An 11997-nucleotide genomic window follows, 5' to 3' on the forward strand; every position below is an offset into this window, starting at 1 on the left:
GAGACTGTTATGGGTCAACAATAATGCACTGAACTTATTTGGTTTCCCCCGCAAAGATCCGCCGTGGAGATTCAGCAAAATCAGGCCTTCAGCGGCAGATCTATAACAGCCTGCAGGAGAATGAATTTCTTCAGATCACAGAAAATTTCATGATGCAGTGAGAACAACACCTGAAGCCGGCAGAATATTTTGCTTGGTATACGGGCGGCGCTGCACTTGCCCTTGGCAGAGACGGTCTGGGTGCCCGGGTCCGGCAAGGGTTGAGGCGACACCGAGCCGGCGAACGACGGTACTGACGGCAGGAGAATTTACCTGTTACGCAATCCCATCAGTGAGCTACGGCTTGCCCGCTGCGCTGCATGGCTGCTGAAGCCACCGCCATCTGCCGCCCGACCGTGCATGCAGCTTATGGCGGCTGCATCTACGCCCTGGAGACAGCACCCTCTGATTCTCTGGAGATTCCCATGATCCTGATGTCACCTGCTGAACCAACATCGAACCGCAAGTTGATGTGGTTCGGCGTTGCGCTGCTGGCTTATCTGGCGGTGCTGATGCTGCCCACGCCGACGGGGCTGAGCGCCTCAGGGCAGGTGGCATTGGGGCTACTGGCCCTGGTGATCATCCTCTGGATCAGTGAATGCGTTTCTCCGGCGGCCAGCGCGGTCGTGCTCACCGGGATGGCGGTGCTGGGCCTGATGGGCAAGCCCCTGGCGGAGGGCGGCAGGGCCATGAGCTCGGCGGATGCGCTGGGGCAGATGCTTTCCGGCTTTTCTTCCTCCGCAGTGCTGCTCGTGGCCGGGGCGCTGTTTCTGGCGGTGGCCCTGAAACTGACAGGGCTGGACCGGCGCGTGGCGCTGCTGGTGATGTCTCGCGTCGGCATTTCCCCGGCGCGGCTGACGCTGGGTGCCATGATCGTCGGCTTCGTGCTGGCGCTCTTCATCCCCTCCGCCACGGCACGCGTCGGCGCGGTCATCCCGATCATGGTTGGGATCACCACCGCCCTCGGCCTGCCCGTGACGAGCAGCCTGGGCGCGACATTGATGATCGTGACGGCACAGGCCTGCTCCATCTTCAACATGGCGGTCAAGACCGGCGCGGCGCAGAACCTGATCAGCCTGAACTTCATGCAGGCCTCCTTCGGCCGCACCTTGACCTGGGGCGAATGGTTCATCACCGCTCTGCCCTTCACTCTGTCGATGTGTGCTGTGCTCTTTGTCGTCGCCCTGGTGCTGCTGCGGCCGCATGTGCCGCCGGTGGAGGAAGCGAAGCAGCGCCTGGCGGATGAGGTCGCGCAGCTCGGCCCCGTGACGCCCGCCGAGTGGCGGCTGATGCTGGTGGCACTGCTGCTGCTGGTGATGTGGTCCACCGAGGGTGTGCTGCACCCGCTGGATACCACAACGACCACCCAGCTGGGCATCGCGCTGCTGCTGATGCCGCGCATCGGCGTCATGACCTGGTCTCAGGCCGAGAAGCAGGTTCCCTGGGGCACAATCGTGCTCTTCGCCGCAGGCATCTCACTCGGCATCCTGCTCTCCCGCACCGGCGCCGCTTCCTGGCTGGCGGGCGTGACGCTGGGGCAGCTCGGTCTGGATGCGATGCCGGTCGCGCTGGTGGTAGGAGCGCTTTCCCTCTTCAGCATCCTGCTGCACCTGGGCTTCGCCTCGGCCACCGGGCTGGCAAGCACCTTGATCCCGATCATGATCGCCTTCGCCCAGACCCTGCCCTATGGGCAGGATACCGTCTTCGGCATCGTGATGATCCAGGCCATGGTGGTGTCCTTCGGCTTCATCCTGCCCACCAATGCGCCGCAGAATATGCTCTGCTATGCGACAGGCGCCTTTTCGACACTGCAATTTGCGAAAGTCGGGATCCTGATTACGCTGGCGGGGCTGGCGCTTCTCGTCCTGTTCTCCGCAACCATCTGGCCGATGATGGGAGTTCTGTGATGCAAGGTAAGGTCGGAATCATCGGCGCCGGGCTGGTTGGCGCCGCCGCCGGCTACCTCCTGGCGAATGTGCCAGGTGTCAGCGAGATTGTGCTGCTGGACATGGACCAGACACGGGCGAGATCGGAGGCCGCGGATATCGCCCATGCCGCGGCCTTCGGCAGCCCGGCCCTCATCCGGGCGGCCGGGGATTACGCCGATCTCGCAGGAGCGCAGGTTGTTGTGGTGACGGCCGGCACCAGCCTGAAGCCCGGCCAGACCCGGCTGGACCTGCTGGCGGCGAATGTCGGTGTCGTGGCCTCAGTGCTGGAACGGGTGCTGGCGGTGGTGCCGGATACGGTGCTGCTCTTCGCCACCAATCCGGTGGATGTAATGCCGGCGGTGGCAGTGCGGCACTTCGGCCTACCGCGCGGCCGCGCCATCGGCACCGGCTGCGCTCTGGATTCCGCCCGCTTCCGCGACCGCCTGGCGCGGCATCTGGGTGTCTCGCCCAGTTCGATCCATGCCAATGTCCTGGGCGAGCATGGCGATTCCGAGGTGCTGCACTGGAGTGGCGCGCAGATCGCCGGCATGCCGCTAGTCGATTTCGCCGCGAAGCTGGGCCACCCTCTGCCGCTTGATTTACGGGAAGCCATGACAAAGGAGGTCAGGACCTCCGCCTACCGGATCAAGGAAGGCAAGGGCGTCTCGAATTTCGGCATCGGCGGCTGCATCGCACGGCTCACTCGGGCCATCGTGAACGACGAGCATGTGGTCTTCAGCGTCTCCACCTTCATGGAGGAGTTGTTGGGGGTGGAGGAGACCTGCGTTTCGTTGCCCCATGTGCTTTCCGCCCAGGGGGCCTCGGAGCCATTCCTGCCGCCGCTCGACAGAGCGGAGGAAGCGGCGCTGCGGCACAGCGCCGGGGTGCTGCGTGAGGCGATCCGGGCCGGGCTCGGGGCGCTCCCACCCAAGGCCCTGGATAGCCGGGCATAAAGCAACCACGGACCACCGTGCTGCCCGAGCAACCGGGAGCGGGCAAGGAGCATGACCGGCATGGACGCGCAGCAGGACGGGGTCCAGCCCTACCGGCAGGCGGCAGCCGAGGTTCTGGCGGGCCTCGGCACGGATCCGCAGCGGGGCCTCTCAGAGGCGGAGGCGCAGCGGCGGCTGGCCCGGCATGGCCGCAACGAGCTGGCCGGCGAGAAGCCGGTCCCGGCCTGGCGCAAGCTCCTCGCCCAGTTCCAGGACATGCTGGTCATCCTGCTGCTGGCCGCCGCCCTCGTCTCCGCCACGCTCTGGCTGATCGAGCGCGACGCGGCGCTGCCCTACGAGGCCATGGCGATCCTGGCCGTGGTGCTGCTCAACGCCGCCATGGGCTATTTCCAGCGGGCGCGGGCCGAGCAGGCGGTGGCCGCGCTGCGCCAGATGTCGGCCGCCCAGGCCAGGGTGGTCCGGGACGGCGCGCAGCGGAGCATACCTGCGGCCGAGCTGGTGCCCGGCGACCTCATCCTGGTCGAGGAAGGCGATACCATCCCGGCGGATGCCCGGATCGTCCATTCCGCCGCCCTGCGGACCGCCGAGGCCGCGCTGACGGGCGAGAGCCTGCCTGTCCCGAAGCAGGCCGAGGCCCTGGCGGTGGAGGCCGGCCCGGGTGACCGGGCCAACATGCTCTTCAGCGGCACGGCCGCCGCCTACGGCCATGGCCGCGCGGTGGTCACGGCGACCGGCATGCGGACGGAGATGGGCCGCATCGCCGGAATGCTGAGATCGGCACCGGAGGAGAGGACGCCGCTGCAGCGGGAGCTGGACCGCGTCGGCCGCATGCTCGGGACGATCGTCATCGCCATCGCCGTGGTGATGGTGGGCACCATCCTCCTGGTGGAGGATGTGCGTGGCGCGCGGGCCATCTTCGACGTGCTGATCCTCGGCGTCGCCCTGGCCGTCGCGGCGGTGCCGGAAGGGCTGCCGGCGGTGGTCACGGCCGTGCTCTCCGTCGGCGTGCAGCGCATGGCCCGGCGCAAGGCCATCGTCCGCCACCTCGCCGCGGTGGAGACGCTGGGCTCGGCCGATGTCATCGCCTCCGACAAGACCGGCACGCTGACACGCAACGAGATGACGGTGCGCCGCGTCGTCACCGCGAGCGGCAGCGTGGAGGTGGAGGGGGCCGGCTACGCGCCCGTGGGCGGGATGCGGGGCGTGGAGGGCGGTGCCGTCGAGGGTGGCCTGCGGACGGAACTGCTGCGCACCCTGTCGGCGGCCGAGCGCGCCAACAACGCCGTGCTGCAGGAGGCGGAGGACGGGCGCTGGACGGTGCAGGGAGACCCGACCGAGGGTGCGCTGATCGTCACCGCGCGCAAGGCGGGGCTGGACAGCGGGGCGCTGGAGGCGCGCTTCCCCCGCATCGGGGAAGTGCCCTTCTCGTCCGAGCGCAAGCTCATGAGCACCCTGCACCGGGATGCCCGGCGCCAGGGCCGCCTGACCGCCTTCACCAAGGGCGCGCCGGACGTGCTGCTGGAGCGCTGCACGCACGAGCTGGTGGGCGAGGAGGCGCAGCCACTGAGCGCCGAGCGCCGGGCCAGCATCCTGTGCGCCAACGAGGCGCTCGCCGGCCAGGCCCTGCGGACCCTTGGCGTCGCCTTCCGCTCCCTGCCGCAGGACGGCACCGCCCGGGAGCTTCTGGGCGAGGAGCTCGAGCAAGGGCTCGTCTTCCTCGGGCTGATCGGCATGATCGACCCGCCGCGCGAGGAGGCGAAGCTGGCCGTGGCGCGGGCCCGCGGTGCCGGCATCCGCCCCATCATGATCACCGGCGACCACCCCGGCACGGCGGCGGCGATCGCCCGCGAGCTGGGCATCGCCCATGACGCGGGCGTGGTGACGGGGACGGAGCTGCAGGCAATGCCGGATGACGCGCTGAGCCGCACCGTCCGCCAGGTTTCGGTCTATGCGCGGGTCAATCCGGAGCACAAGCTGCGCATCGTCCGCACGCTCCAGCGCCATGGCGCGACCATGGCGATGACCGGGGATGGCGTGAACGACGCGCCGGCGCTGAAGGCCGCCGATATCGGCGTGGCCATGGGCATCACCGGCACGGATGTCTCGAAGGAGGCGGCGGATATCGTGCTGGCCGACGACAACTTCGCCACGATCGTCGCCGCCGTGGAGGAAGGCCGCGCCATCTTCGCCAACATCCGCAAGTTCCTCCGCTACCTGCTGTCGTCGAATATCGGCGAGGTGGCGACGATGTTCTTCGGCGTGGTGCTGGCCGATCACATCGGTCTGGCATCCACGGCGGGCGGCGCCGTGGCGCTGCCGCTGCTGGCGACACAGATCCTGTGGATCAACCTCGTCACGGATGGCGCGCCCGCCCTGGCGCTCGGCATGGATCCGGCCGATGCGGGCGCCATGTCCCGGCCGCCCCGTCCCCGCGGCGAGGGCGTCGTCACCCCCCGCATGTGGGCCGGCATCGTCTTCGTCGGCGCCATCATGGCGGCGGGGACGCTGCTCGTGCTCGACGCATCGCTCCCGGGCGGGATGATCGCGGGCTCAGGCGACCTGCCCTACGCGCAGACCATGGCTTTCACGACGCTGACCCTGTTCCAGCTCTTCAATGTCCTGAACGCGCGGTCCGACGAGGAAAGCGCCTTCCGCGGCCTCTTCGTCAATCCCTGGCTCTGGGCCGCCATCCTCTTCTCGCTGATGCTCCATGTCGCGGTGGTCCACCTGCCCTTCCTCCAGCAGGCCTTCTCCACCGTGCCGCTGAGCCTGAGCGACTGGCTGGTCTGCGTGGCCGCCGCAAGCTCGGTGCTCTGGCTGCGGGAGCTGAGCAAGCTAATGAGCCGGGCGAGGCTGGTGGCCCTGACCCGCTGAACCGGTCCGCCCAGGGTGCAATTTTTTCGGGCACTCTGACCTCTGGAACCACATGCTAGCCGCCTGCACAGCGCAGCCTTGCCACCCATGCTGCAACGTGGGCTACAAGTGACCATGACCGACCGCCAGGCAGACATACGGCCGCAACGCAGCCTGATGCGCGAGTGTGCGGGCGCCTGCGGCGATCTCGGCACCTTCGTGCCGCATGTGATCGGTGCCATGACCGTGGCGGGGCTCGCTCCGGCGGGGGTCCTCTTCGGCTTCGGCGTGTCCTTTGTCGCGGCCGGATTGTTCTACGGCCTCCCCATGGCCGTCCAGCCCATGAAGGCGGTCTCCGCCGTCCTGCTGACGGGGCAGCTCAATCTCGAGGCCACGGCCGCCGCCGGGCTCGTCATCGGCGCCGTCCTGCTGCTCCTCGGTGCGACCGGCCTCATCGGCCGGGTGGCACGGCTCATCCCGCAGTCGGTGACCGCCGGACTGCAGCTCGGCCTCGGGCTGATGATGGGCTGGCTGGGCCTGACGATGGTGCTCCAGACGCCCTGGATCGGGTTTCCGGCCCTTGCCTTGCTGTTCGGTGTGCCGCGCCTCTGGCCACAGGCGCCGGTGGCACCCCTTGTCCTGATAGCAGCCGTCGCGGTGGGCCTCTCCACCGGCCTCACCCCCACCCCGGAGGTTGCCGGGTTCAGCCTGCACCTGCCCCGCCTGGTGCTGCCGGAGAGCTGGAGCGTGGTCTGGCAGGCCGTAGAGATGGCGGCCCTTCCGCAGATGCCGCTCACTCTGACGAATGCCGTCATCGTCACCGCCGCCATCTGCCGCGATCTCTACCCGGACCGGGCCAACCGCGCGACGGTGCGCAACCTCGCCCTGACGTCTGGGGCCATGAACCTCCTGCTCGCCCCTTTCGGCGCCATGCCGATGTGCCACGGAGCCGGGGGCATCACCGCGCAACACCGCTTCGGGGCGCGCACGGGGCTGGCGCCGGTTCTCTTCGGGGCGGTCCTGCTGGTCCTGGCGCTCGGCTTCGCGGGCAGCGCTGCCGCCCTGTTCGCAACCATCCCCCTGAGTGCCGTCGGGGCGCTGCTGCTGGTCGCAGGAACCGACCTCGCCCTGTCGCGGCGCCTCTTCGATGCCCGTCCGGATTGCTGGCCCGTGATCGGCGTCACGGCTGTGGCGACGGCACTGTTCAACCCGGCCCTGGGCCTCATGGCGGGTTGGGGCATGGAGGTCATGCGGGGCACCGTGAAGCGGCTCCGCGCTCCCACGCAAGGCTGAGAGAGTGTTCCGCACCCCAGGAGCATTTCCAGGCGGCTGGTCTCCTGCTGCACAGGCCCGATAAATCACCTTAGGAATCAACGGCATATGGTGAATTTCCACCCCGTATCGATTGATGCCTCTCAGGTGCATTTCGGGGCATCAGACATTTAAGCTCCTGTCAGACGTTGACATTAAGTTGCATCCGCATTTTCTGCGCCAAGGCCAGAACCATGGAGCTTCCGTTGCGCCTCTTCCTGCGTGCAGCCCTTTGCATGCTGCTCCTGACCACCGCCGCGGCTGCGCAGGAACGGCCTCTGCGCGTGGTCGCTCCCTTTGAGATCCTCGGCCTCGAGCCTGCCCAGGCCGGGCACATCTTCCTGCGGATGGACGTGGCCGAGACCCTGGTCAGCTTCGACCGGCAGGGCCAGGCCGTGCCTGCCCTGGCGCAAGGCTGGACCCTGTCGGACGACCGCAAGGTCTGGCGCTTCACGCTGCGCGACAAGGCCCGCTTTCATGACGAGACGCCTGTGACCGCCGAGGCCGTCGTGGCCAGCCTGGAGCGCTCGCGCGGCAAGGGCGGCGTGCTGAACCAGGTCGCACTGGACTCGATCTCCGCCGAGGATGGCACGGTCGTCATCCGCACGCGCGAGCCTTTCGCGCCGCTGCCGGCCTTCCTGGCCAACTACTCCTCCATCATCCTCGCCCCCTCATCGCTGGATGCGGCCGGCAATGTCACCCGCATCGTGGCCACCGGCCCCTACCGCGTAAGCCGCCTCGCGCCGCCGCTCAGCCTGGAGACGGAGCGTTCGCCCTCCTGGAGCGGGCCGGCGCCCGCCTTCACGCGCGCCTCCTATCTCTCAGTGGCGCAAGGGGAGAGCCGCGCCACCATGGCGGAAAGCGGCGAGGCGGACCTGGCCTTCACCCTGCCGCCCACCGCCATGCGCCGCCTCGCCGGCAATCCCCGGATCGCGCTGCGTTCCGAGCCGGTGCCGCGCACGCGGATCATGCTGGTCAATTCCGGCGACCCGCTGCTCTCCGACCCGCGGGCGCGGCGTGCCCTCAGCCTGGCGGTCGATCGCGCCGGCATGGCCGCCGGCATTCTGCGCAACCCCGCGGCCGCCGCCACGCAGCTCCTGCCGCCGGTGCTGGCCGGCTGGCATGACCCGAGCCTGCCGCCTCTGGCGCACGACCCCGCCGAGGCCCGCCGGCTGCTGGCGGAGCTGGGCTGGCGCCCCGGAGCCGACGGCATCCTCGTCCGCGACGGCCGCCGCTTCCGGCTCAGCCTGCGCACGGTGACCGTGTTCCCCGAGCTGCCCATCATGGCCACCGCAATCCAGGCGCAGCTGCGCGAGGTCGGCATCGAGGTGGATGTCCAGGCGGTCGGCGGCGCCGAAATTCCGGCGGCACACGCCGATGGCTCGCTGCAACTGGCGCTCGCCGCGCGTAACTACGCGCTGGTGCCCGAGCCGCTCGGTGTGCTGCAGGAGGATTTCGGCCCGAAGGGCGGCGTCTGGGGCGCGATGGGCTGGTCCTCCCCGGCCCTGCTCGACGCCTTCCGCAAGCTGAGCACGACCTTCGAGCCGGCGGAGCGCGAGGCGCCGCGCCGCCTCGTCACGCGGATCCTGCAGGAGGAGCTGCCGGTCATCCCGCTCTCCTGGCTGGACTACAATTTCGCGGTGAGCCAGCGCGTCACCGACGTGCGCTTCGACCCCTACGAGCTCAGCTACGGGCTGCGCGACATTCGCCCCGCCCGATAGGAGTTCCGGGATGTTCGTCGCCCGGCTGCTGGCCGCGCGGGCGTTGCAGGCGGTTGCCGCGGCGCTGTGCGTCGGCTGCTTCAGCTTTCTGTTGATGCAGCTCCTGCCGGGCGACGTGGCTTTCCGCGTGGCGGCCTCGCGTTACAGCGCGGACCTGATGTCCATGCAACTCGCCGATGCGGTGCGGGGCACGCTGGGGCTCGACCGGCCCTGGCCACTGCGCCTGCTGGATTGGCTGCGGCAGGTCGCCGCGCTCGATTTCGGCCGCTCCCTGGTCAGCAACCGCCCGGTTCTGGTGGAGGTGGGCGAGCAGCTTGGGCGTTCCCTCGCCCTGGCCGGGCTGGCCCTGGCGATGACCGTGGCGCTGGCGCTGCCGGTCGGCATCCTTGCCGGCCTGTCGCCGGGCGGATGGTTCGACAGGCTGTCCCTGGGCGTGGCCACGCTGTGCCGCACCGTGCCGACCTATGCGCTCTGCATCGTGGCCACCGCGATCTTCGCGGTGCGGCTGGGCTGGTTTCCCTCCGCCGGCTTTTCCGGCTGGTCCTCCCTGGTGCTGCCGGCGGCCGTCCTCAGCCTTGGCATGGCGGCCGTCACCTCCCGCGTGATGCGTGACAGCCTGGCCCGGACGGAACGCACCGCCTATTTCCGCTACGGCCGGCAGAAGGGCCTGCCGGAGTGGCTGGTGGTGTGGCGGCACGGGCTGCGCAACGCGCTGATCCCCGTGGTGGCGGTGCTGGGCCAGCAGACCATGGTGCTGATCGAGGGCGTGGTGGTGGTGGAAACGCTGTTCGCTTTTCCCGGCATCGGCCAGGCGATCGTGCGCGCCGTTTTCTCCAGCGACGTGCCGATGATCCAGGGCACGGCCCTGGCGCTTGGCCTGATCTTCGTGGTTGTGAACACAATGGTCGATCTGGTCTGCCTCTGGCTGGACCCGCGGGCGCGGAGCGCCCGATGAGGCGGCCGGTGCTCCGCCGCATGGGTGCCGGCCGCTGGGTTGGGGCGGTTCTGCTCGCCGCCATCGCGGGTTTCGCACTTCTCGGCCCCTGGCTGATCGCGGCTGATCCGAACCGGCAGAACCTCTTCAATATCCTGGCGCCCTTCGGGGGCAGCGATCCGCTGGGCACGGACCAGCTCGGCCGCAGCATGCTGGCCCGGCTCGCCGCAGCCTCCCGCCTGTCGTTGTCGCTGGCGCTTGCGACGGTCGCCGGCGCCGCCGTGACGGGCGTACTGCTCGGCCTGCTGGCCGCCGCGGGCGGCCGCCTGGCCGACCGCGCCCTCTCGCTGCTGGCCGACGGCGTCATGGCGCTGCCCAGCGTGCTGCTGGTGCTGCTGTTCGCCAGCCTTGGGCCGGGGAACTTCGTGTTCATCTACCTCGGCCTGGCGCGCTACCAGTGGGTCGAGTATTTCCGCGTCACCCGCTCGGTCGCCGCCTTCGAGCTGCGGCGGCCGCATGTCGAGGCGGCGCGGCTGAACGGCTTCTCGCGCCTCTACGTGGCGCGGCACCTGCTGTTGCCGCCGCTGGCACCGGTGCTGAGCACGCTGATGGCCTTCAACCTGGGCACGGCCATCTTCACCATCTCCGCCCTGTCGGTGATCGGCATCGGCCTCCGCCCGCCTGTGGCCGAATGGGGCACCATGACGATCGAGCTGCTCCCGTACTACGCCGAGGCGCCGTGGCACGCGCTGCTCCCCACCGCGATGGTCGCACTGACCGTGCTGTCCCTCCACCTGCTGGCCGGGCGCGGCTCACGGTGACGCGGGGGCTGCGCGTCGAGCGGCTGGCGGTCCGGGGCGCCGGCGGACCCATCGTGCAGGAGGTGTCCTTCGCGGTGCAGCCGGGCGGCACCTTCACCCTGCTGGGCGAGAGCGGCTCGGGCAAGTCGTTGGTGCTGCACGCGCTGATGGGCACGCTGCCGGAGGAGCTGCAGGCCAGCGGCCGGGCCTTCTGGGGCGATACCGACCTGCTGGCGCTGCCGCAGCGCCAGCGCCGCGCCCTGTGGGGGCGGGAGCTCTGCCTGCTTCCGCAGGAGCCCTGGCTGGCGCTCGACCCCTCGATGCGCGCGGTGGAGCAGGTGAGCGAGGTGCATCGGTATGTCCGCAGGAAGAGCTTGGGGGCGGCGCGGCGTCTGGCGCTGGCGGGGCTGGCGGCGTTCGGCCTCGATGGCGCCAGCGGCCGGCGCTACCCGCACCAGCTCTCGGGCGGCATGTGCCAGCGCGTGGCACTCGCCACGGCCCAGGTGGGAGGGGGCGGACTTTTCCTGGCGGACGAGCCAACCAAGGGATTGGACGCCGATCGGGTGGAGGAGGTGGCCAGAGGCCTTCAGTCAGCCTCGGCTCAGGGCCAGACCACCATCGTGGTCACGCACGACCTCGCGCTGGCCGAGCGGCTCGGCGGCGAGGCGGCGGTGCTGCTCGAAGGCAGGCTTCTGGAGCAGGGGCCGGTCTCCCGTATCCTGACGGCACCCTCGCACGACTACACGCGCGCGCTGATCGGCGCCTTGCCGGCCAATTGGCCGGACCGGCCCCGGGCGAGTTCGGGAGGTAGCCCGGTGGTGGTGGGCAGAGGGCTTGCCAAGACCTACGAGGAACGGACTTTGTTCGCCGGGTTGGATCTCGAGGTGCCTGCTGGCGAGATCGTCTCCGTCACCGGCGCAAGCGGTTGTGGGAAGTCGACACTGGGTAACATCCTGCTGGGCTTGTGCCGCCCCGACCATGGCAAGGTATGGCATCAACCCGGCGTTGCGCGACACCGCTTCCAGAAGCTCTATCAGGACCCGCCCAGTTCCTTCGCGCCGCATCTGCCGGTGGGACGGGGCTATACCGATCTTGCAAAGCTGCACGAAATCTCCCTGGGCAGCCTCTCGCCCATCCTTGACCGGCTTGGCTTGGCAGGAAGCCTGCTCGAGCGGCTTCCGGGACAACTATCCGGCGGCGAACTGCAGCGCTTGTCGCTGGCGCGCTCGCTTTTCCTCCGCCCTCTCTTTCTTTTTGCGGACGAGCCAAGTTCACGCCTCGATCCCTTGGCACAGCAGCGGGTCATCCAGCTGCTCGACGAACTTGCCGAGGAAAAGCGCCTAGCTGTGCTTCTCGTGACTCATGACGAGGCTATCGCGGCAAAAATTTCTAATATTCGTTTGAGATTTTGAGGTTATATATTTCATATTTTATGGATTTCTACTCTATCTTAGCCTT

8 protein-coding genes are annotated in these 11997 nt (G+C 69.0%); all 8 read left to right on the forward strand.

The features are described from left to right. Window positions 1-464: 464 nt before the first annotated feature. Complete coding sequence (locus ACZJYS_RS17940) at window positions 465-1946, forward strand: DASS family sodium-coupled anion symporter (protein ID WP_109519296.1); 1482 nt, start codon at window positions 465-467, stop codon at window positions 1944-1946. Beyond that, on the forward strand, window positions 1946-2920 hold the full coding sequence (locus ACZJYS_RS17945) for a lactate/malate family dehydrogenase (protein WP_493179823.1): 975 nt from the start codon (window positions 1946-1948) through the stop codon (window positions 2918-2920). The genes ACZJYS_RS17940 and ACZJYS_RS17945 overlap by 1 nt, the downstream gene beginning before the upstream one ends. Before the next feature lie 51 nt (window positions 2921-2971). Further along, complete coding sequence (locus ACZJYS_RS17950) at window positions 2972-5794, forward strand: cation-translocating P-type ATPase (RefSeq protein ID WP_493179824.1); 2823 nt, start codon at window positions 2972-2974, stop codon at window positions 5792-5794. Between the two features lie 114 nt (window positions 5795-5908). Next, window positions 5909-7066, forward strand: coding sequence for a molybdate transporter family protein (locus tag ACZJYS_RS17955; protein WP_379652071.1), 1158 nt, complete (start codon window positions 5909-5911; stop codon window positions 7064-7066). Between the two features lie 302 nt (window positions 7067-7368). Then, the gene (locus ACZJYS_RS17960; protein ID WP_493179825.1) at window positions 7369-8805 is read left to right on the forward strand and encodes an ABC transporter substrate-binding protein; all 1437 of its coding nucleotides are present in this window, start codon (window positions 7369-7371) and stop codon (window positions 8803-8805) included. A 10-nt stretch (window positions 8806-8815) separates the two neighbouring features. Next, window positions 8816-9760: an ABC transporter permease gene (locus tag ACZJYS_RS17965; protein ID WP_109519292.1), complete on the forward strand. Its 945-nt coding sequence runs from the start codon at window positions 8816-8818 to the stop codon at window positions 9758-9760. Further along, complete coding sequence (locus ACZJYS_RS17970; RefSeq protein WP_493179826.1) at window positions 9757-10560, forward strand: ABC transporter permease; 804 nt, start codon at window positions 9757-9759, stop codon at window positions 10558-10560. The genes ACZJYS_RS17965 and ACZJYS_RS17970 overlap by 4 nt, the downstream gene beginning before the upstream one ends. Beyond that, window positions 10557-11951 (forward strand): ABC transporter ATP-binding protein, encoded by a 1395-nt coding sequence (locus ACZJYS_RS17975; protein WP_493179827.1) that lies wholly within the window; start codon window positions 10557-10559, stop codon window positions 11949-11951. Before ACZJYS_RS17970 ends, ACZJYS_RS17975 begins: the two co-directional genes overlap by 4 nt. Window positions 11952-11997 lie beyond the last annotated feature (46 nt).

This window comes from Roseomonas sp. TS2, assembly GCF_058833935.1.

Coding starts and splice junctions, on each gene's coding strand:
- ACZJYS_RS17940 (WP_109519296.1), top strand. CDS start 465: ATGATCCTGATGTCACCTGCTGAACCAACATCGAACCGCAAGTTGATG.
- ACZJYS_RS17945 (WP_493179823.1), top strand. CDS start 1,946: ATGCAAGGTAAGGTCGGAATCATCGGCGCCGGGCTGGTTGGCGCCGCC.
- ACZJYS_RS17950 (WP_493179824.1), top strand. CDS start 2,972: ATGACCGGCATGGACGCGCAGCAGGACGGGGTCCAGCCCTACCGGCAG.
- ACZJYS_RS17955 (WP_379652071.1), top strand. CDS start 5,909: ATGACCGACCGCCAGGCAGACATACGGCCGCAACGCAGCCTGATGCGC.
- ACZJYS_RS17965 (WP_109519292.1), top strand. CDS start 8,816: ATGTTCGTCGCCCGGCTGCTGGCCGCGCGGGCGTTGCAGGCGGTTGCC.
- ACZJYS_RS17970 (WP_493179826.1), top strand. CDS start 9,757: ATGAGGCGGCCGGTGCTCCGCCGCATGGGTGCCGGCCGCTGGGTTGGG.